Raw genomic sequence first — 19,622 nt, 5'->3', positions numbered from 1 at the left:
GGGCATGATCGATCTGCTGCTCACCAACACCTCCCGCGGCGACATCGGCATCGACGGCGGGCGGATCGTGCCGGCCGGCCCGGCGAAGGAGACGCGCGACCTGGGCGGCCGGCTGGTCACCCCGCCGCTGGTCGAGCCGCACATCCACCTCGACGCGGTGCTCACCGTCGGGCAGCCGCGGCCGAACCGGTCCGGATCGCTGTTCGAGGGGATCGCGATCTGGGCCGAGCGGGTGCGCGACCTGACCGTCGAGGATGTCAAGGACCGGGTGCGGCGGGTGCTGCGCTGGCAGCTTGCCTGCGGGGTGCAGCACGTGCGCAGTCATGTCGACGTCTGCGACCCGCAGCTGCGGGCGCTGCGGGCGCTGGTCGAGCTGCGCGACGAGGTGCGCGGGATGATGGATCTGCAGCTGGTGGCGTTCCCGCAACAGGGGATCCGGTCGTTCGACGGCGGCGAGGATCTGATGCGCCGGGCGGTCGAACTGGGCGCGGACGTGGTCGGCGCGATCCCGCACTACGAGCTGACCCGGGAGGACGGCGTCGAGTCGGTGCGGTTCGCGATGGCGCTGGCCCAGGAGCACGGGTTGCGCGTCGACATCCACTGCGACGAGACCGACGACGAGCACTCCCGGTTCCTGGAGACGATGGTGGCCGAGACCATCCGGCGCGGGCTGGGCGGGCGGGTGACGGCCAGTCACACCACGGCCATGCATTCCTACAACGCCGCGTACGCGTCACGACTGATCGCCAACATCGCCCGGGCCGGGCTGCACATGGTGACGAACCCGCTGGACAACGCGGTCCTCCAGGGGCGCTTCGACGCGGGACCGATCCGGCGCGGGCACACCCGGGTGAAGGAGCTGCTCGCGGCCGGGGTGAACGTGGCGATCGGGCACGACTCGGTGATGGACCCGTGGTACCCGCTGGGTTTCGGCGACCCGTTGCAGGCCGCGTTCGTGCTGGCCCACCTCGGCCACATGAGCGGCGACGACGAGCTGCGCACGCTGCTCGACATGATCACCAGCGGGCCGGCCGCGGCGCTCGGGGTCGAGGACTACGGGATCCGTCCGGGCGGCCCGGCCGATCTGGTGGTGTTCGACGCGACGAGCGCGGCGGAGGCGCTGCGGTTGCAGCGTCCGCGCCTGCTGGTGCTGCGGGCGGGCCGGGTCGTCGCCGAAACCCAGCCCGCCCGCAGCACCGTGGTCTGGAACGGCGTACCGGAGGAGGTCGGTTTCACTCGATGACGGCGGCCTCCTCGGCGTCGCGGTCGCGCTGGAAGCGGAACAGGATGACGAAGAGCACGGCGGCCAGGACGAAGCCGACCTCGAAGGTGATGTCGCCGAGTGCCGGCGTGTGCTTGGGGACCAGCCCGACGTACTTGGTCTGGTTGGAGAACAGCCAGATGGACACCACCATGCCGACGCCCATGGCCACGACACCCGCCCACGGATTGTGCTTCTTGTCGTAGAGGAAGCCGTCGACCCGCTTGCCGCGCCGCAGGTACCAGTCGGCGAAGTAGACGGCCAGCCACGGGCCGATCCAGTACGAGATGATCAGCAGGAAGCTCTCGTACTTCTCGCCGGCGTCGCTGAGCCCGGACCAGGCCAGCAGGAAGCCGAGCACGCCGAAGACCCCGGAGACGATGGCCCGGCGCAGGCCGAGCGGCACGTTGACACCGAGCGCCAGGAACGACATCGAGCCGGAGTAGATGTTGATGGCGTTGGCGCTGATCGCACCGAGCGCGATGGCCAGCAGGGTCAGGTTGCCGACGAACGAGGGCAGGTGGCTGGTGAACGCCTCGGTCGGGTTCTCGATGCCGGGGGCCGCGATGGTGGCCGAGGCGGCGCCGACGATCTCCAGGAATGCGCACGAGACGAAGACGCCCAGGCCGGCCCAGACTCCGGTGGCCACTTTGCTGGTCGTCGGGGCGAGATAGCGGGTGTAGTCGGTGGCGTACGGGTTCCAGCCGGCCGCGTACCCGAACGACGCCCCGACGGTCAGCAGGAACCCGCCGGTGCCGCCGGTGCCGCCGGCCACCGCCGACGGGGTCGCCTTGCTCAGCGTGATGATCGAGGTGATCAGGAAGATCACCGCGAGGATCGGGAACGCGTACCGCTCGAACGCCTGCACCAGGTTGTGCCCGAAGAACGCGATCGCCACCTGGGCGATCACCACGATCACCAGGCAGAGCAGGTTGGGCAGGTCGGTCAGGGTGGCCAGGGCGAGCGCGCCGCTGACGCTGTTGACCGCGAACCAGCCGATGCCGGCCACGATGGCGTTGAGGCCGGCCGGCAGGATGTTGCCGCGGTAGCCGAAGCCGATGCGGGAGAGCGCCATCTGCGGTACGCCCATCGACGGCCCGCGCGCCGAGAGAATGCCGTGGGTGGCCGACCCGAGCGCCGTGCCCAGCACTATCGCGGCCACCGCCTGGCCGAACGTCTGCTGGAAGTACAGCACCGAGATGACACCCACGAAGACGGTCGCGAACTCGAGGTTCGGCGACATCCACGTCCAGAACAGGTTCATCGGCCGGCCGTGCCGCTCGCTCAACGGAATGAAGCCGGCGCCACCCGGCTCCACCGCGGTCAGCCGGGCGCCGTACGTGCCCTCCCGGACCTCGGCCGATACCTCGGCCGGTGTTCCCAGCGTTGTCATATGTGTCCCGCCTCCGATCCTGACGGACCTCGATCGTTGGAGTACACAGCCGATCTGCGCCGGTCGCATTCCGGGTGTGTTTCGGGCCGGTTGCGCGCCGCCCGGCAGCCGGTTGTAACAGACGGCACGTACGGTCAGGGTCTTCCTCCGAGGCTGGGATGTGAATGATGAAGACACCCGACATTCCGCTGTTCGACATCGGCGCGTGGCGGGCCGCCGGCCGCGAGGAGCGCGCCGCGCTGGCCGCCCGGCTCGACCGGGCCATGCAGGACTCCGGGTTCTTCCTGGTCAGCGGGCACGGTATCGACGATTCGGTCAAGGAGCGCATCCGCGAGTCGTCCCGCGCCTTCTTCGCGCTGCCCGAAACCATCAAGCAGGCGTACGCGACGGGCGTCGGGGGGCGGGGGTGGATAGCGTCCGGCCGGGAGGCGAACGCGTTCTACGGGGAGGTCGCCGACGCGGAGAAGGCCGACCTGAAGGAGACCTTCACACTCGGGCGTGCCGACCCGGCCGGCGACCCCGCGTGGTTCATGGCGAATGTCTGGCCGGCCGAGGTGCCCGAGTTGCGCGAGCCGGTGACCGCGTACGCCGCCCAGGTCCAGGACCTCTATCGGGAGTTGCTGGAGGTGCTGGCCACCGCGCTCGGGCTGGAACCCGGCTACTTCGTCGAGCGGACCCGGAACGCGCCGTATACCTTCAACATCAACCGCTATCCGGCGCTGGCGGTCACCGGTGCGCCGCTCGACGGGCAGTTCCGGGTCGCACCGCACACCGACTGGGGGATGCTGACCATCCTCGACCGGCAGCCGGGCTACGGCGGGCTGCAGGTGCAGACCCGCGACGGCCAGTGGGCGGACGCGCCGTACGTGCCGGGCGCCTTCACGGTCAACATCGCCGATCTGCTCGCCCGGTGGACCGGCGACCGGTGGCGTTCCACCCGGCACCGAGTGCTGCCGCCGTCGGACGCCGATCCGAACGAGGAACTGATCAGCCTCATCGTCTTCTGCGAAATGGACATGGACCGGGTCGTCACGCCGCTCGCGCCGCCGGTCGGTGGCGGCACGGAGTATCCGTCCGTGGTGGCCGGCGACTACTACCGGGAGCGGGAGGCCGCGGCCTCCGTCAGCTGAGCTCGGTGGCGATGAGAATCTGCGGTGACCACCTCGCAAGCGGCCCGGCACCTCGCCCGGGTGCCGGGTCCTGACCGGCCCCATCTGGCGTGCCCACCGTGCGCGTGCCCACGACCGAGGCCGGCGAGCCCGGCCGGATCGCCGTCAACGCGGGCTGGAGCCGACGGGAAAGGTGACCCGGGCGAGTCGTTCGGAGACATCCCACAGGCGGCTCGCCGTGTCCTCGTCGAGTGCGCGGGCCGGAACCCGGGCCGGTTTGACGCCGCGGGTCAGCTCGAACACGCCGGCCGGCCCGTAGTAGCCGCCGCCCTCGGCCTCGGGGCTGGTCGCGGCGTAGAGAGCGGGCAGGATGCCGGTGTCGACCTGCTGCCACATGAAGGGCAACCGGTAGGTCAGACGGCCGAGGCGGGTGATCAGGGTGTCGCCGGGGCCGGTGGTCTGCAGGTTCGTGACGGTGCCGCCGGGGTGGGCGGAATTGCTGCGGATGCCCCAGCCGCCGGCCAGGCTCCGCTTGTTCAGTTCGCGGGCGAACATCAAGTTCGCCAGCTTGGACAGCGCGTACTGCCGCTGCGCGTCGTAGTCCTCGCCGTTGAGGTCGTCCAGGTCGATGCGGCCGCTGCGGTTGTAGAGGCTGCTCAATGTGACCACCCGGGAGGTGCCCGCGGCCCGCAGCAAGGGCAGCAGGTGCGCGGTCAGCGCGAAGTGGCCGAGGTAGTTGCTGCCGAACTGGAGCTCGAAGCCGTCCTCGGTGAGCTCGCGCCGGGGCGGTTTCATGATTCCGGCGTTGTTGATCAGGAAGTCCAGCGGCCGTTCTTCGGCGGCCAACTCCTTGCCGAGGTCGGCTACCGACGCCAACGAGGCGAGGTCGAGACGACGCAGCTCCAGCTGGGCATGCGGAGTCGTCGTACGGACCTGATCGAGGGCGGCCAAACCTTTCGCATGATTCCGTACGGCGAGGATCACCTCGGCACCGGCGGCGGCGAAACGACGGGTGAGCCCGAAGCCGATGCCGCTGTTGGCGCCGGTGATCAGGACTCGTTTGCCGCTCAGGTCTCCGACCGCAACGTGAGTGTGGGGAAGCGTCATGAGTGTCCCTTTCTTAACAGACCGTCGTTCCGCAAAGATAATGGACCTGCGTTCTGCTGTCAACGGAACGCCGGTCTGCTAACCTGCTGGCATGGCGGCGGACGTGGAGTTTCAGCGCGCGCGGCGGCCGGCGCATGTGGATGCCCGGCGGGCCGTGATCCTGGATGCCGCCGAGCACCTGCTGGCCGAGCGGTCGGTGGACGATGTGACGCTGGTGCAGATCAGTGAGCGGAGCGGCCTGGCGAAGTCCGGTCTGCTGCGCTATTTCGACAGCCGCGAGGCCATCTTCCTGGAGATCCTCGACCGCAACCGGGAGGCGTGGCTGGAGCGCCTGACCGCCGAGCTGCCCGGCATCCCGCCTCGCGCCGGCCGCTACGGAATCGAGACGGCGCTGGCCGCCGCCATCGCTCGTAGCCTGATCGACACCCCGTTGCTGTGCGACCTGATCGCGGCGATGGCCGGTGTGCTGGAACGGAATGTCTCGGTCGAGTTCGCCCGTTCTTTCAAGGCGCGGGCCGCCGCCCACCACGACCGGCTGGCCGATCTCATCCGGGCTTGCCTTCCGCACATGGACATCGCCGGCGCCCGCCACTTCGCCGGGGCGGTCTTCGTCATCACCGCCGGCCTCTGGCCGTACGCCCGCCCTACCGCCGCGGTCGCCCAGGTCATGCAGGAAATGCGGGTTCCCGCACCGCAGGAGATGTTCGCCCACAATCTCACCGAGGGACTGACCAGCCACCTTGTCGGCGTGGTGGCACGCCTTGAAGCCTGAGCGGATGTGCCGAGGTGCAGATCGACCTGGTTGCCTTGATCGTGGACGCGTACGACCCGGCCATCGAGTTCTTCACCGGCGTACTCGGGTTCGACCTCGTCGAGGACTCGCCATCGCTCACCAACGACGGGCGACCCAAGCGCTGGGTGGTCGTCCGCCCGTCCGGCGCCCAGACCGGCATCCTCCTCGTCCGGGCGGACGGCGAGCGCCAGGCCGGGGCGGTTGGTGACCAAGCGGCCGGCCGAGTCGGGTTCTTCCTCCGCGTCGATGACTTCGACGCCGCGTACCAACGGATGACCGAGGCCGGGGTCACGTTCGTTCGTGAGCCGCGCACCGAACCGTACGGCCGCGTCGCGGTTTTCCTCGACATCGCCGGAAACCGGTGGGACCTCCTGGGAGCGCCGTAAGCCGAACACCGTCGCGGAGGCAGCTGCGCCGAGGAGGCACCCTCGAACCGCCGATGATCTCCGGCTCTAGCGCGCGACGGCGCCGGCCGGCGGCTGGAACTCCGGATAGCGGGCCAAGCACTTCTCGAGCTCCTCGCTCGACTCCGCGGCGGCCGCGAGACGGGCCAGGACGTCGAGTGACTCGTCGAGCTCATCGTGCGGCTGGTCGAGGGGCTCCACCTGGAGGCGGTCGCACCAGTACCAGCCGGCCACCTCGACCTTGCCGAGGGCGGCCACGTCGTTGATCAGGCTGCCTCGCAGCTCATCCCAGCCCCACAACTCTCCGTTGCCGTAGGCGGCCGGCGGCGAAGCGCCATCGCGACAGAGCTGCCACGCGGTGACGCCGTCCTGGAAGTCGTCGCGCGTCAAGCCGCTGCGCCCGGTTTGCGGGTCGGTCAGCGTCCAACCGGAACCATCCCAGTACTCGACGACCCAGTGGTCGATCCAGCGTTGCGCCACGAAGTAGCCGGCGAAACCGCATCGGATGCGCGCCGGAGTGCCGGTTACCCGCAGCAACGCGCAGTGCAGCAGCGCGAAGTGATAGCAGAAGCCGTACATTCTCCGCTCGACAGGACGCTCGCTCGCCAGAGGCGCCGGGTCGATGCCGATCACGTTGTCCAGGATCGCTTCGGCGCCGACGGTCTCCTTGTGGGCCATGCGCTCGGCGGAGAACCGCAGGCCCTGAACCCGCGCCGTGTAGTCGTGAATCAGCAGCCCGCGCACGATGGCGCCGAGCGCCTCGGGGCCGGTCGGGAGGCCGAGCGCTCGGTGCCGGTTCCGCCCGAGATCGGAGGTCCGGCTCGGCTGCCGGTAGAAGCGTGCCATGTCGTCCATGGGGGCAGAGGGTACAAAATTCGCAGGTAGCCAGGCCCCCGCCCGTTGGGTGGGGGTGGAGTCAAGCACGGGCCTACGACAACTTTCCCCCGCTTTCCACAGGCCTCGTGACAACCGAAGCGCCCGCCGGCCCCGTCTCAGGGGTGATGAACCGGCGGAGGGACGCGGCGATGGCGGACGGCTCGGACGAGGAATACGTCGACTACGTGGCGGCCCGCATTCCGGCGCTGCGGCGGCTCGCGTACCTCCTGGTCAACGACCCGCATCGCGCGGATGACCTGGTCCAGCAGACGATCACCACGCTGTACGTGAAATGGCGGCGGGCCCGGCAGGCCGACAACCTCGACGCGTACGTGCGCACCATGCTCGTCCGCACCTTCGTCGATGAGCGGCGGCTGGCCTGGACCCGGGTCCGGCTGTTCCGGGACATGCCCGAGCCCCTGCCGGCCGAGGAGCACGGCGTCGAGGACCGTCAGGTGGTGCGGTCAGCGCTGAGCCGGGTTCCGCGCCGGCAGCAGGCCGTGCTGGTGCTGCGGTTCTTCTACGACCTGCCGGTCGAGGAGGTGGCCGGGATGCTCGGCTGCTCGGCCGGGACGGTCAAGAGCCAGACCTCCCGGGGCCTGGCCACCCTGCGGCGACTGCTCGGTGAGCGGCAGTTCGCGAACTACTCCTAGGAGCCGGCCATGCCTTCGGAAACTGATCTTCTGCGCCACCTCGACGACGAGCCGGGCGTCCCGTCGACCGTCAGCATCGAGCGGGCGATCGCCGCCGGCCGTCGCCGGCGGCGGCGCTGCCGGGCGACCGGGTACGCGGGCGCGGCCGTGCTGACCGCGGCCGCCGTCGCCGGGGGCGTGGCCCTGGCCGGCGGTCCCGCCCGGCACACCGCGGTGACCGCGACGACACCGAAACCGTCCCCGTCGCGGACCACGGTGGCGCCGAAGCCGGCGTACCACATCCCGGGCACGACCGGCTTCGTGGCGCCGGCCGCCGAGGCGCCCACGAGCTGCGCGATCGAGCGGCTCGCGGTGCCCGGCAACGTCTCGATGGCGCTGATCTCGGGTGCCGACCCGACCGGGCAGTACCTGGTCGGCCGCTCCTACCCGCACGACGGCTACCAGGCCGTGATCTGGCACAACGGCACGGGCCGGAACGTCATGCTCCCCGGCGACCTTGAGGAGGGGCTCAACGACGTCAACTCGGCGGGCGAGGCGGTCGGCTTCAGCTATCTCGACGACGGCAACGGTGAGGCGATCTCGCTGCCGTACGCGTACCGGAACGGCAAGGTCGTCAAGCTCAAGGGCGTGGAGCAGGGCCACGCGAACGCGATCAACAACGCCGGCGCGATCGTCGGCGATGACGACGGGCGGCGGGCCGCGGTGGTCTGGCCGTCGTCGTCGGCGGACCCGGTCCGGCTGCCGGCGCCGAAGGGCACCGGAGAGGCGACGGCGAGCGACATCGACGAGGACGGCACCACCGTCGGCAACCTGGACCTCAAAGTCCCGTACGTCTGGTTCCCGGATGGCACGCACCACGCGCTCCCGCTGCCCCGCCATAACGGCGCCAAGGCGGTCAGTGCGCGCGTCTTCAGCATCCGCAACGGCATCGCGGTCGGGGTGGCCGACCGGACCGACCAGAGCCGGACCGGCGCCGGCAAGCCCGAGGACATGTGGGTCGTGCGCTGGAACGTGCGCACCGGCGAATCGGCGATCGTCACCGACGTGGCGCCCCCGCCGAACGGCTCGAACGCCCACGGCTGGCTGGTCGGCACCGACCGGAATGGCCGCGCGGTGCTCTCCACCGGCGGCCGTACGGTGGTGCTGCCCGAGCTGGTGCAGCGCAAGCCCGACGGTCTCTCCACCATCCCGAACCAGGTCAGCGACGACGGCCGGCTGATCGCCGGGCAGTCCGACGATGCCGGCGGCACGATCCACGCGGTCATCTGGCGCTGCCGGTAGCTGGCCGATACAGAAACTCTCCAGCGACCTCACAGAAATCCGACGCACAGTGTAGGAGCCGCCGCGTTCGGTGGCTTTCGGTGACTGGAGGAAAGATGCTCGCCCTCGTCAGCCTGGTTTTGCTGCTGGTGCAAGTACTGCTGGTGGCTCGCGCGCTGCTCGACTGGAGCGTCGCGCTGGCCGGCCCGTCCATGGCCGGCTCGTTCCGATACCGGTTGACCCGGGGCGTGACCGCGGCCACCGAGCCCATCCTCGCCCCGGTCCGGAAGCTGGTGCCGCCGCTGCGGGTCGGCGGGATGTCGATCGACCTCGCCTTCATCATCGTGTTCTTCGCGATCGTCCTTATCCGCTCGCTGATCGCCTGACCGGTCGGCGCCGCCGCGCCTCCCTCCTTCCCGGGGGATGAGGCGCGGCGCGCTCTCCGGGCCCGATACTGATCCCATGTCCGTAGAGTTCACTGCCGACGACTACGCGGCCCGCATGCGGCACACCGTCGACTCGGCCACGGCCGCCGGGCTGGCCGGGGTCCTGGTCGGGATCGGTCCCGACCTGAGCTGGCTCACCGCGTACAAGCCGACCGCGGTCACCGAGCGGCTCACGCTGCTGGTGCTCACCCCCGACCGGCCGCCCACGCTCGTGGTGCCGGCGCTCGAGCGCCCGGACGCGGCCGCGGCGGTGGGTGCCGGCGCGCTCACCCTGGTCGACTGGGCCGACGGCAACGATCCCTACCAGTCGGTCGCGCCGCTGCTGCGGTCCGGCGGCCGGTACGGCATCTCCGACTCGACCTGGGCCATGCACCTGATCGGCCTGCAGAAGGCGGTGCCGGGCTCGTCGTACGAGGCGCTGTCGGACTGCCAGCCGATGCTGCGGGCGATCAAGGACGAGCACGAGCTGGCCCGGCTGGCTGCCGCGGGTGCGGCCGCCGACGCGGCCTACGGCGAGATCCTGGGCGTACGCTTCGCCGGCCGTCGCGAGACCGAGGTGGCCGGCGACCTGGCGTCGTTGCTGCGCAAGTTCGGCCACGAGCAGGTCGACTTCACCGTGGTCGGGTCCGGCCCGAACGGCGCCAACCCGCACCACGAGGCGGGGGAGCGGGTGATCCAGGAGGGCGACGCCGTGGTGCTGGACTTCGGCGGGCTCCTGGACGGCTACGGGTCGGACACCACCCGTACGGTCGCGGTGGGGTCGCCCTCGGACGAGGTGCGTGAGGTGCACGAGATCGTCCGCCGCGCCCAGCAGGCGGCTTTCGAAGCGGTCCGGCCCGGTGTCGCGTGCGAGGAGATCGACTGGGTGGCGCGCCAGGTCATCCGGGACGCGGGCTACGGCGAGTACTTCATCCACCGCACCGGGCACGGCATCGGCGTCACCACGCACGAGCCGCCCTACATGGTGGCCGGCGAGAAGCAGCCGCTCGTGCCGGGCATGTGCTTCTCGATCGAGCCCGGCATCTACCTGCCCGGCAAGTTCGGCGTACGGATCGAGGACATCGTCACGGTCACCGCCGACGGCGGCCGCCGCCTCAACAACACCGACCACGGCCTGGGGATCGTCGCCTAGCGATGCGTGCGCGGGCGCGGTGTCAGAGATCTGCCATCGCCAGGCGCGGTCCTGTCATCGACCATGGTGAGTATGCGTCCGTCTCAGCTCACCGGCCCGGAGATGGGCGAGCTCCAACGACTGCTCGCGGCCGCGTTCGGCCGCGAGCGGCTCGGCCAGCTGCTGCGGTACCGGCTCGACCGGGACATCGAGCACCTTGTCGCGCCGTCCGACGATCTCCTGGCCGCGCTCTACCGGGTGATCGACCACGCCAACCGCGAGCGCTGGTGGCCGGCCCTGGTCGCGGCGGCGCGGGCGGCGCGTCCCTCCGACCCGGCGCTACAGGCGTTCGGCGAGCGGTTCGCGCTGGCGCCGGCGGTCGACCTCGACGATCGGCGTCTGGAAGCGCAGATCAGAAAGGCGCGGTCCACGTACTACGTGGCGTCGTGGCGGGCCCGGCTGGGCGAGATCGAGGGCCGGGTCTGCCACGTCGGCCTCCCGACCGGCGGCGGCACCGGTTTCCTGGTCGGCCCCGACCTGGTGATGACCAACTACCACGTGGTCGAGCCGCTCCTCGACGGCCGCGTCCGGCCCGCCGAGGTGGTCCTGTGGTTCGACTACGCCTATCCCTCCGACGGCGCGACCCGCCATCCCGGCACCCCGCACCGGCTGGATGCCGACTGGTGCCTGGCCGCGAGCCCGTACCGCCTGCCGCCCCCCGCCACGCCGGCCGCCGAGCCCGGTGACGGCGAGCTCGACTTCGCCCTGCTGCGCGTCGCCGGCCGTCCGGGCGAGGAGCCGGTCGGCGGCCCGTCGCCCGATCCGGCGCCACCTCGCGGCTGGATCGCGATGCCGCCCACCGACCACGACTTCACCGCGAACCCGGCCCTCCACATCGTCCAGCACCCCGGCGGCGGTCCGCTGGTCGTGGCGTTCGACACCGAGGCGGTCATCGGCGTCAACCGGACCGGCACCCGGGTCCGCTACCGCACCACCACGTCCCCCGGTTCGTCCGGCGCCCCGTGCTTCGGCCCCGACTGGCAGTGGATAGCTCTGCACCACGCCGCCGACGGCGCGCACCCGGCCGCCTTCAACGAGGGCATCCCGGTCGCGGCCCTGCGCCGAGCCACGGCGCGGTGGAACACCGGCACCGCGCTGAGCGGCTGACCGCCATGCGCAAGCTCATCCTCACCGGCCCTCAGCAGGCCGCCCTGCAGCGCCTGCTGGTGCGCGACTACACCGACGGCACCCTGGCCGACCTGCTGCACGAGTGTGACCAGGACTACGACGAGATCCGGCTGGCCAAGGGAAACCGCCGGGAGAACGCGGCCGAGGTGGTGAAGACGGCCCAGCGGCAGAACTGGCTGGTCACCCTCCTGGTCGAGGCGAGCCGGAACAACCCGGACGTCAAGGAGTTCTACGACACCGTCACCCGGGCGCGGGCGGCAGCCGACCCCGATCCGAGGGCGCGCGGCGACCACGTCGTATTCGCCGTCGCCTGCACCGACCGGGGACGGGAGACGGCCGACGAGTTCGCCGCCCACCTGCGGCGCACGGGCACGCCGGCCCAGGCCTGGCGCGGCGACGGCTACAAGCTGCGGGCCTCGGAGGTGCTGGTCTTCATCGCCACCCCGGACGCCTCGACGCCGGACTCGGCCTGCCGGGCGGAGGTCGAGGAGGCGCTGGCCATGGGCCTCGACGTGGTCGCGCTGGCGCCCGGTTCCCGATCCGCTCCCGCCGACTGGATGCGAGCGCTGGACACGGTGGGCGGGTTCGATGCGCTGACCGATCGGCTCCGGCTCGCCGGCCTCCCGGAGCGGCGCCTGCAGAAGCTGCTCGACCGGCGGGAGCGGATCCGGCGCAACCGGCACGGCGCGGATGCCGCCGAGATCGCCCGGATCGACAACGAGCTCGACGACCTCGATGCGCTGATCGACGAGCTCAACCTGCGGGGCACGCGGCGGCCCGGCGGCGTACCGGCCGGCGTGCGACCGTCCACCGCGCCCGCCCCGGCGGACGAGCCGGTGTGCCACGGCGAGCCGCCGGCTTCGCCCCCCGGCGAGTTCCAGGACCGCAAGCCTTATCGCGACGAGATCGTGGAGCTGCTGACCCGGACCGGCGTGCGAATGGTCGCGCTCATCGGCCCGGCCGGGATCGGCAAGACCGGCCTGATCGCCGAGCTGCTGGCCGGTCTGCGGGCGAAGGTCCTGCCGTGGCGGCTCCGCGGCTTCGTCTACCTGCCGGTCTTCGGCTTCGAGCCGGTGAACGCCGCCACCGTGGTGCTGGCCCTCCTGCCGATGGTGCGGGACGAGGACGCCTGCCGCCGTCTGGAGACCGCGCGCCGCCAGGGGATCGGCTGGCGGGATCTCCTCGACCGGGTGCTCGACGAGCTGGCCGGCTTCCCGGTGCTCGTAGTCATCGACAACGCCGACGAGCTCTTCGAGACCGTCGACGGCCGGACGCGGTTCGCCGACGAGGAGCTGCGCGAGGTCGTCGACATGATCCGGGAGCGGGACGACCGGGACGTACGCGTGCTGCTCGTCTCGCAGGCCGATGCCGTGCCGGCCGGCAGCGAACCGGTGCGGCTGGGTCATGGTCTGGATCGCGACGACGCGCGGGCGTTCCTGCTCGCGCTCGACGGGGACGGGCGGCTGGGCCTGTCCGGCGTGCCGCAAAGCCGGATCACCTACCTGTGCAGCCTGCTCGGCGGGCAACCGCGAGCGCTGGAGCTCCTGTTCGCCTGGCTGAGCGGAGGGTCGGACCGATCGATCGCCGACCTGATCGGCCGGCTCGAACGCGACCCGGTCGAGAACCTGACCGAGTTCCTGCTGAACCGGACCTTCGACGGGCTCGACCGGGAGGATCGGCGGATCCTTCAGATCCTGGCGGTCTTCGGGCGGCCGGTGCCGCTTGCGGCGATCAAGGAGCTGTTGCGGCCGTACGTCCGGGACGCCGCCACCGACCTGCGGACGGCCCGCCTGACCCGGCTCCGGCTGATCCGGCGCGACGCCGGCGACCGGTACTACGTCCCGCCGCGACAGGACCGTGACGCCCTGCTCCGCACGCTCGACCCGGGCCGGGGAGTGCCGCTCGGCCAGGTGCGGCTGGCCCATCTCGCGGCGGAGTACTTCGCCCGCCGCCCGAATACCCCCGAGAAGATTACTGAGCTCGGGGATCTCGCCGACCACCTGGCCGAGATCGACCTGCGCATCCGGGCCGGCGAGCACGGCACCGCCCTCGACCTGATCGCCGACCTCAACGATCGCTACCTGCTGCGCTGGAACTACGCCGACGTCGCCGTGCGCGCCCTCGCCCAGTTCCCGGCCGAGATGTCCGTGCGCCGGCGACGATGGCTGGAGAGCCAGCTCGCTTGGGCCTACAGCAAACAACGGCGTCCCGACCTGGCGGCCGCGCACGCCCGCGCCGCCCTCGACCGGGGGCCGCGCGCGGACCATCGGGCCGGGTTGATGGCGACCCTGGGCGACGCCGCCTTCGATGCCGGCCGGTACGACGAGGCCGCCGAGTGGTTCCGGTCGGTGCTGGCCGCCACGTCACGATGGCGGCCGGGGGCCTGGGCGTCGCGGGCGTCGGCGTACATCGGACTCGGCACCGTCCGCGCCCGCGCCGGCGACTTCGACGGCGCGCTGGCCATGCAGGCGAAGGCCGCCGGCCTGCTGCCCCGGCGGTCGAGCACCGAGAAGAGACAGCTGCTCGTCGCGATCGCGGGCAACGAGGGCCGGCTCCACCGGCTGATCGGCGACTATGCCGTGGCCCGCGATCGGCTCGACGAGGGGATCCGGATCGGGCGGGACGCGGCGCTGGGCCTCGAGCTCGCCGAGTGCTACCTCTACCGGGCGGATCTCGCCCTGGCCGCGGGCGACACGCCGGCGGCGGTCGACGATGCGCGCGAGGCGGCGCGGATCGGGTCCCGGACCGGCGACCGGCAGATGCAGCGCGACGCGCGGGCGATGCTCGCCCTCGCCGGCCTCGCCCGGCGCGATCTCAAGGACGCGGCCGACGCGGTCCGGCGCGATCGCACGGCGACCGGCCGCACGCTGTGGGGGATGATCGCGTACCGCGACGGCGACCGGTCCGCCGCGGCGGAGGCGTTCGAGCAGGCGCTCGCGCTGCTGCCGGATCGTGCCGAGTTCGAGATCCTGGATCACCGGGCGCTGATCCTGGCCGGGCTCGCGCTCTCCCGGCCGGACGAGAGCCTGGTCGACGCGGCCGCCGCCGCCTACCGGGCGGCGCGGGACATCACCGGCGCGCGCGGTGTCGTGCAGCGGATCAACTCGATGATTGACTCGTTGGACTCGGACTCTGGTTTCGCCCACCGGATTGGTCATCTTGCGCTTGGTAAGAAGCCCAGAGGGCCAGAGCCAGGAGGACGATGATGATCAGCGCGACGACGCTCGCCACGCCGGAACCCCCGGAGTCCCTGCCGCCGGGGTTGGTCCTGCCCTGGATGTAGCGCCGGTGGAACATACGTCTTCGACGCTAGGTGGGCGCCGCGACGCCGGTCCATGACGCAACCGGGCGGTCGCGAGCGTGACGCCCGGTGGCGCGACCACGACACGCCACCTCGATGCGCTGGTCAATGTGGAGACGGTGGACGACTATCAATCGATGGTTCTCCGGGTCGCCGTCGTCGATCCGTTGCCGTTCTTCCGGCTGGGGGTCATGGCGGCGGTGGCGGACGCGGGATATGCGGCCGAGGAGACCGACGATGTCGTCGCGTGGGCGGCCGTGCCGGAGGCTCGGATCGCGTTGCTCACCGTCAAGGAACAGGACGACTGGGCGACCCTCGACGCCGTCTGCCGTGGCTCGGGCGGCAACCCGGTCATCGCGCTGCTCGATCAGCCGAGTCTGGCCGCACACGTACGGGCGCTGGCGGCGGGAGCGGTCGCGGCGCTGCCCCGGGACGCGGCGCCGGATCTGCTGCGCGAGGTCTTCGCGGCGGCGGCCGGCGGGAAGAGCCTGCTGCCGACCGAGGTGCTGCGGGCGCTGCTGCGGGCGGGGCCGGACGGCGGGGCCGGCGCCGGACCCACGGCCGACGAGCTCTCGTGGCTGCGGCAGCTGGCGCGGGGGGCAAGCGTGGCGGAGGTGGCCGGGCGGTCCGGCTACTCCGAACGCATGATGTTCCGCCTGCTGCGCGACCTGTACGGGCGGCTCGGCACGCGCAACCGCACCGAGGCGCTCATCCACGCCAAGGAGCAGGGCTGGTTGTGACCAGATCGGCGGGTAGCGGGCGAAACGGCGACGAGATCACCGGCTGTGATGGCTGGCGAAGGTCGTGACCAGGGGCAGGAGCAGCTCCGGGGACTCGATCTGGGGCAGGTGGCCGGTGGCCGGCAGCTCCGCGAAACGGGCGCCGGGGATGGCGTCGGCGAAGGCGCGGCCGTAGGCGGGATCGGCGATGCGGTCGGCCTCGCCCCAGATCACCAGCGTGGGCAGGCGCAGGCCGGCGAGGCGCGCGCGGAGCGTGGGGTCGGTCATCGACGGCTCCCCGGCGTACACCCGGAGGGTTTCGCGGTTGGTCTTCGCGGTGGGTGGCAGGGAGGCGGGATCGATGGCGAAGCGGGCGGGGTCGGCGTAGCTGAGCTGCGCGACTTGCGGGAGCGTGAGGGCGAAGAAGTCGGCGACCGGATGGCCGGGCACCTCGATGCCGACGGCGTCGACGATGACCAGGCTCGAGACACGCTTGGGGTGCAGCAGGCCCAGCTCGGCCGCGATCCAGCCGCCGATCGAGTTGCCCACCACGCAGACGTCGTCGAGGCCGAGCTCGTCGAGCAGGTCGGCGTAGTGCCGGGCGAGGTGCCCGATCGTGGTCAGCGCGGCCGGCCGCTCGGTGCCGTCGAACCCGGGATGGGCGGGTGCGACGACGCGGGCCCCGGTGTCGGCGGCCAGGCGGTCGGCGAACGCCCGGACCGAGGCGGGACCGGCGCCGCCGTGCAGCAGGAGGAAGGAAGTCATGCCGGCCACGCTATAACAACATGTTGATATAAACAACCTGATGTAGCGTGTACGGCATGACGCGTCCCATCGGCCAGATCGGCCTCGCGGTGAAACGGCTGCAGGTCCGGCACCTGAGGGCCGGCGACACGGCCCTCGCCGAGCTGGGCATCTCGCTGGTGCAGTGGGACGCGCTGCGGCACATCGCGGAGAACCCGGGCGCGTCCCTGCACGACCTGGCGCGGCTGACGTTCCAGAGCGACCAGGCGTTCGGGACGCTGGCGACCCGCATGCAGGAGCGCGGGTTCATCGAGCGGGTGGCCGGGCCGGGGCGGGCCGTACGGCTCCGGCTGACCCCGCACGGGGAGCGGTTGCGGGCCGAGGCGGCGAGGATCGTCGAAGGGGTGCTGGCCGAGTCGTTCGCGCCGTTGAGTCCGGCCGAGCTGGCGACCTTCGATGGGCTGCTGCGGAAGCTGGGGCTGTAGCACGCGGCTTGGGATCACGGCTGCAGGCGGCACGGCCGCCAGCCCTCGGGTGCGCGGTCGTAGCGGAGGCGGCGGTGCAGGCGGTCGTCGCTGCCCTGCCAGAACTCGATCGCGGCCGGCTCCAGGCGGTAGGCGAACCAGTCACCGGGGCGGGAGACACCGGTCTTCAGCAGGGCGGCCGCCCGGCGGCGGAGCCGGTCCTCGCTGTCGAGCGGGCGGCTCTGGGCGGAGGCGGCGGTCGTGGCCCGGGCGGCCGCCGGGCGGTCGGCGAACAGGCGGTCGGACGCGGCGTCGTCCAGGCGGCGGACCGGGCCGGCCACGTTGATCTGCTGGACCGTCTCGCGCCAGTGGAACGTGACGCTCGCGACCGGGCGGGCGGCCAGGTCCGTCCCCTTGCGACTGCCGGCCTGCGTACCGAAGACCAGCCCGTGGTCAACGGCCTTGAGCAGCACGACCCGGGTCGACGGGGTGCCGTCGGCGGCCACGGTCGCGAGCGTCATCGCGTACGGCTCGCGCACCCCGCGCTCCGTGGCCGTGTCGAGCCAGGAGCGCAGGAGCACGATCGGGTCCCGTGGCGGAGCATCGAACTCCGCCAGCCGCAGGGTGGTGTCTCCGCTGAACGTCATCATGACGGTCATCGTCGACCCGCACCCCGGGGTACGGGTCAACCTCAGCTGGTGGGTTTGGTCAGGTCGTAGACGGTGGTGCCGCCGACCGTCGTCGCCGTGTAGTTGTCGGCCACCCACTGGCTGATCTCCGACCCGCCGCCGCCCCGGCCGCCGAAGCCGCCGCCGGCGATGTAGTAGCGGACCTCGCCCGCCTTCACGTAGGCCTGGAACTGGGCGAGGGTCGGTGACGGGTCGCTGCCGGTGAAGCCGCCGATGGCCATGACCGGGCGGCCGCTGGCGAGCTGGAGCGGGGCCGCCTGCATCGAGCCGGTGGTGGCCGCCGCCCAGCGGGTGCCGGTCGCCTTGAGCAGGGCCACGAGCTCGGAGTTCGCCTGCTGGCCGTCGCCGCCTCCCATCCCGCCGCCGCCCGGGAAGCCGCCGGCCGCGCCGTTCGGGTCGCCGGTCGCGCCGCTCGTGCCGCTCGGGTCGCCGGTCGCGCCGCTCTGATCCTCGCCGCCGGGGAAGCCGCCGCTGGGGAGGCCGCCGCCGGGGAAGCCGCCGGGCAACTCGCCGCCGGGCAATTCGCCGCCCGGGAAGCCGCCGTTGCGCCCGCCGTCGAATCCGCCGAAGCCCTCGCCCCGGCCGAATCCCCCGCCGGTCGACACCCCGGCCGGCCCCGCGGTCGGGGTCGATCCGGTGTGCGCCACGCCCGCCGTGCTCACGCCCCAGGCCGCGCTCGCCGCCCCGGTCGCGCCGATCGCCACCGCCGCGACCGTGACGAGCCCGGCCCGCCGCAGCACCGCACCCGGCACCAGCAGCCCGGCCGCCGCGACCAGCCCGACGACCAGCACGCCCCACCGCAGCGCGGGCGCCCACGACACCCGGCCCAGCAGCTCGAAGTCCCAGATCGCCGTCACCGCGACCATCGCCGCGAGACCGGCCCGGGCCACGACGGCGGCCCGCATTCCCCACATCACCCGGGCGCCGATCGCCACCAGTGCCGCGATCCCGGGGGCCAGCGCGACCGCGTAGTACGGGTGCACGGTCCCGCTCATGTAGCTGAACGTCAGTGCCGTGACGACCGTCCACCCGCCCCACATCACCGCCGCCGCCCGGGTGCGGTCCGTGCGCGGCGCCCGCGCCGACAACACCAGCAGGCCCACGAGCGCGACCAGCGCCGCCGGCAGCAGCCAGGAGATCTCCAGCCCGAACGCGTCACCGAACATCCGGGTGAGGCCGGGCGACCCGCCGAACATGCCGCCGCCGCCACCGCCACCGCCGCCGCCGCCGCCGTTGCCCTCGCCGCCGAAGATCCGGCCGAGCCCGTTGTAGCCGATCGCGAGCTGCCACAGCGTGTTGTTGGTCGAGCCCGCGATGTAGGGCCGCGACGACGCCGGCCACAGCGACACCAGCAGCACGAACCACCCGCCCGAGACGATCAGCGCGAGCCCGCCGATCAGCAGGTCGCGCACCCGCTTGGCGACCGACGTGGGCGCCGCGATCAGGTAGACCAGCGCGAACCCGGGCAGCACCAGGAACGCCTGGAGCATCTTGGTGAGAAAACCGAAGCCGAGGAGTACGCCGCACAGCGCCAGCCACTTCCAGGAGGCCTTCTCCACGGCGCGCACGGTCGCGTACGCCGCCCCCGTCAGCAACAGCACGAGCAGCGCGTCCGGGTTGTCGAAGCGGAACATCAGCACCGCCACCGGCGTCACCGCCAGCGTCGCGCCGGCCAGCAGCCCGGCCGCCGGGCCGAACCAGCGACGCACCGCCGCGTACAGCAGCGCGACGCTCGCCACCCCCATCAGCGCCTCGGGCACGAGCAGCGACCAGCTGTTCACCCCGAAGATCCGCATGGACAGGCCCATCACCCACATCGCGGCCGGCGGCTTGTCGACCGTGATCGCGTTGCCGGCGTCGAGCGAGGCGAACAGCCAGGCCTTCCACGACTGGGAGCCGGCCTGGGCCGAGGCGGCGTAGAACTCGTTCGCCCAGCCGGAGGCCGACAGGTCCCAGAGATAGAGCACGGCGGTGGCGACCAGCAGGGCCACGAGCGCGGGCCGGTCCCATGCGCGGCGTCGCCGGAGCGTGGTGGCCGGCGCGGCCGAGGCGTGCGGAGGGTCGAGCGTCAAGGTCATGCCGCCACTGTCGCGGGGCGGCCTAC

At 72.1% G+C, this 19,622-nt stretch carries 18 protein-coding genes; 12 read left to right on the top strand and 6 right to left on the bottom strand.

Annotated elements, in window-relative coordinates; translation table 11 throughout:
- Positions 1-4 precede the first annotated feature (4 nt).
- Positions 5-1,243, top strand: a complete 1,239-nt coding sequence (gene codA / locus ACQP2F_RS37850) for a cytosine deaminase (RefSeq protein ID WP_433296220.1) — start codon at positions 5-7, stop codon at positions 1,241-1,243.
- On the opposite strand, the gene ACQP2F_RS37845 is transcribed toward codA, so the two are convergent.
- Positions 1,233-2,654, bottom strand: a complete 1,422-nt coding sequence (locus ACQP2F_RS37845; RefSeq protein ID WP_433296218.1) for a purine-cytosine permease family protein — start codon at positions 2,652-2,654, stop codon at positions 1,233-1,235. The genes codA and ACQP2F_RS37845 overlap by 11 nt on opposite strands.
- Positions 2,655-2,821: 167 nt before the next feature.
- Here ACQP2F_RS37845 and ACQP2F_RS37840 point away from each other — a divergent pair, with 167 nt between their 5' ends.
- A complete protein-coding gene (locus tag ACQP2F_RS37840) occupies positions 2,822-3,784 on the top strand; it encodes an isopenicillin N synthase family dioxygenase (RefSeq protein WP_433296215.1) in 963 nt (320 codons plus the stop codon).
- Positions 3,785-3,928: 144 nt separating this feature from the next.
- Here the strand turns inward: ACQP2F_RS37840 and ACQP2F_RS37835 are convergent, their stop codons facing one another.
- Positions 3,929-4,870 carry an SDR family oxidoreductase gene (locus ACQP2F_RS37835; protein WP_433296213.1) on the bottom strand — a complete coding sequence of 314 codons (942 nt, stop codon included), beginning with the start codon at positions 4,868-4,870 and terminating at the stop codon, positions 3,929-3,931.
- 91 nt (positions 4,871-4,961) lie between these two features.
- Here ACQP2F_RS37835 and ACQP2F_RS37830 point away from each other — a divergent pair, with 91 nt between their 5' ends.
- Together ACQP2F_RS37830 and ACQP2F_RS37825 are read left to right on the top strand one after the other, a co-directional pair.
- Complete coding sequence (locus ACQP2F_RS37830; protein WP_433296211.1) at positions 4,962-5,642, top strand: TetR/AcrR family transcriptional regulator; 681 nt, start codon at positions 4,962-4,964, stop codon at positions 5,640-5,642.
- Positions 5,643-5,656: 14 nt separating this feature from the next.
- Positions 5,657-6,049 (top strand): VOC family protein, encoded by a 393-nt coding sequence (locus tag ACQP2F_RS37825; protein ID WP_433296209.1) that lies wholly within the window; start codon positions 5,657-5,659, stop codon positions 6,047-6,049.
- 66 nt (positions 6,050-6,115) lie between these two features.
- Here ACQP2F_RS37825 and ACQP2F_RS37820 read toward each other — a convergent pair whose 3' ends face one another.
- Positions 6,116-6,922 (bottom strand): transglutaminase-like domain-containing protein, encoded by an 807-nt coding sequence (locus ACQP2F_RS37820; protein WP_433296207.1) that lies wholly within the window; start codon positions 6,920-6,922, stop codon positions 6,116-6,118.
- 170 nt (positions 6,923-7,092) lie between these two features.
- On the opposite strand from ACQP2F_RS37820, the gene ACQP2F_RS37815 reads away from it, so the two are divergent.
- From ACQP2F_RS37815 to ACQP2F_RS37785, 7 genes are all read left to right on the top strand, one after another.
- Positions 7,093-7,596, top strand: coding sequence for a SigE family RNA polymerase sigma factor (locus ACQP2F_RS37815; RefSeq protein ID WP_433296204.1), 504 nt, complete (start codon positions 7,093-7,095; stop codon positions 7,594-7,596).
- Positions 7,597-7,605: 9 nt separating this feature from the next.
- On the top strand, positions 7,606-8,877 hold the full coding sequence (locus tag ACQP2F_RS37810; protein ID WP_433296202.1) for a hypothetical protein: 1,272 nt from the start codon (positions 7,606-7,608) through the stop codon (positions 8,875-8,877).
- A 95-nt stretch (positions 8,878-8,972) separates the two neighbouring features.
- Positions 8,973-9,242: a YggT family protein gene (locus ACQP2F_RS37805; protein ID WP_433296200.1), complete on the top strand. Its 270-nt coding sequence runs from the start codon at positions 8,973-8,975 to the stop codon at positions 9,240-9,242.
- Between the two features lie 76 nt (positions 9,243-9,318).
- Complete coding sequence (locus tag ACQP2F_RS37800) at positions 9,319-10,434, top strand: M24 family metallopeptidase (RefSeq protein ID WP_433296198.1); 1,116 nt, start codon at positions 9,319-9,321, stop codon at positions 10,432-10,434.
- Positions 10,435-10,506: 72 nt separating this feature from the next.
- On the top strand, positions 10,507-11,580 hold the full coding sequence (locus ACQP2F_RS37795; RefSeq protein WP_433296196.1) for a trypsin-like peptidase domain-containing protein: 1,074 nt from the start codon (positions 10,507-10,509) through the stop codon (positions 11,578-11,580).
- Positions 11,581-11,585: 5 nt separating this feature from the next.
- Positions 11,586-14,807: an AAA family ATPase gene (locus ACQP2F_RS37790; RefSeq protein ID WP_433296194.1), complete on the top strand. Its 3,222-nt coding sequence runs from the start codon at positions 11,586-11,588 to the stop codon at positions 14,805-14,807.
- Positions 14,808-14,961: 154 nt separating this feature from the next.
- Positions 14,962-15,642 (top strand): hypothetical protein, encoded by a 681-nt coding sequence (locus tag ACQP2F_RS37785; RefSeq protein WP_433296192.1) that lies wholly within the window; start codon positions 14,962-14,964, stop codon positions 15,640-15,642.
- Positions 15,643-15,678: 36 nt separating this feature from the next.
- Here the strand turns inward: ACQP2F_RS37785 and ACQP2F_RS37780 are convergent, their stop codons facing one another.
- Positions 15,679-16,386, bottom strand: coding sequence for an alpha/beta fold hydrolase (locus tag ACQP2F_RS37780; protein ID WP_433296190.1), 708 nt, complete (start codon positions 16,384-16,386; stop codon positions 15,679-15,681).
- 56 nt (positions 16,387-16,442) lie between these two features.
- On the opposite strand from ACQP2F_RS37780, the gene ACQP2F_RS37775 reads away from it, so the two are divergent.
- A complete protein-coding gene (locus ACQP2F_RS37775; RefSeq protein WP_433296188.1) occupies positions 16,443-16,850 on the top strand; it encodes a MarR family winged helix-turn-helix transcriptional regulator in 408 nt (135 codons plus the stop codon).
- A 14-nt stretch (positions 16,851-16,864) separates the two neighbouring features.
- On the opposite strand, the gene ACQP2F_RS37770 is transcribed toward ACQP2F_RS37775, so the two are convergent.
- Positions 16,865-17,479 carry a pyridoxal 5'-phosphate synthase gene (locus ACQP2F_RS37770; RefSeq protein ID WP_433296186.1) on the bottom strand — a complete coding sequence of 205 codons (615 nt, stop codon included), beginning with the start codon at positions 17,477-17,479 and terminating at the stop codon, positions 16,865-16,867.
- A gap of 41 nt (positions 17,480-17,520) precedes the next feature.
- Positions 17,521-19,596: an ArnT family glycosyltransferase gene (locus tag ACQP2F_RS37765; protein WP_433296184.1), complete on the bottom strand. Its 2,076-nt coding sequence runs from the start codon at positions 19,594-19,596 to the stop codon at positions 17,521-17,523.
- Between the last annotated feature and the right edge of the window lie 26 nt (positions 19,597-19,622).

The organism is Actinoplanes sp. CA-030573, from assembly GCF_050951115.1.
GTDB lineage: Bacteria > Actinomycetota > Actinomycetes > Mycobacteriales > Micromonosporaceae > Actinoplanes.
This window is presented reverse-complemented; position numbering and strand designations above follow the sequence as displayed.

Coding starts and splice junctions, on each gene's coding strand:
- ACQP2F_RS37770 (WP_433296186.1), bottom strand. CDS start 17,479: ATGATGACGTTCAGCGGAGACACCACCCTGCGGCTGGCGGAGTTCGAT.
- codA (WP_433296220.1), top strand. CDS start 5: ATGATCGATCTGCTGCTCACCAACACCTCCCGCGGCGACATCGGCATC.
- ACQP2F_RS37820 (WP_433296207.1), bottom strand. CDS start 6,922: ATGGACGACATGGCACGCTTCTACCGGCAGCCGAGCCGGACCTCCGAT.
- ACQP2F_RS37790 (WP_433296194.1), top strand. CDS start 11,586: ATGCGCAAGCTCATCCTCACCGGCCCTCAGCAGGCCGCCCTGCAGCGC.
- ACQP2F_RS37765 (WP_433296184.1), bottom strand. CDS start 19,596: ATGACCTTGACGCTCGACCCTCCGCACGCCTCGGCCGCGCCGGCCACC.
- ACQP2F_RS37845 (WP_433296218.1), bottom strand. CDS start 2,654: ATGACAACGCTGGGAACACCGGCCGAGGTATCGGCCGAGGTCCGGGAG.
- ACQP2F_RS37805 (WP_433296200.1), top strand. CDS start 8,973: ATGCTCGCCCTCGTCAGCCTGGTTTTGCTGCTGGTGCAAGTACTGCTG.
- ACQP2F_RS37830 (WP_433296211.1), top strand. CDS start 4,962: ATGGCGGCGGACGTGGAGTTTCAGCGCGCGCGGCGGCCGGCGCATGTG.
- ACQP2F_RS37815 (WP_433296204.1), top strand. CDS start 7,093: ATGGCGGACGGCTCGGACGAGGAATACGTCGACTACGTGGCGGCCCGC.
- ACQP2F_RS37795 (WP_433296196.1), top strand. CDS start 10,507: ATGCGTCCGTCTCAGCTCACCGGCCCGGAGATGGGCGAGCTCCAACGA.
- ACQP2F_RS37810 (WP_433296202.1), top strand. CDS start 7,606: ATGCCTTCGGAAACTGATCTTCTGCGCCACCTCGACGACGAGCCGGGC.
- ACQP2F_RS37800 (WP_433296198.1), top strand. CDS start 9,319: ATGTCCGTAGAGTTCACTGCCGACGACTACGCGGCCCGCATGCGGCAC.
- ACQP2F_RS37840 (WP_433296215.1), top strand. CDS start 2,822: ATGAAGACACCCGACATTCCGCTGTTCGACATCGGCGCGTGGCGGGCC.
- ACQP2F_RS37780 (WP_433296190.1), bottom strand. CDS start 16,386: ATGACTTCCTTCCTCCTGCTGCACGGCGGCGCCGGTCCCGCCTCGGTC.
- ACQP2F_RS37775 (WP_433296188.1), top strand. CDS start 16,443: ATGACGCGTCCCATCGGCCAGATCGGCCTCGCGGTGAAACGGCTGCAG.
- ACQP2F_RS37835 (WP_433296213.1), bottom strand. CDS start 4,870: ATGACGCTTCCCCACACTCACGTTGCGGTCGGAGACCTGAGCGGCAAA.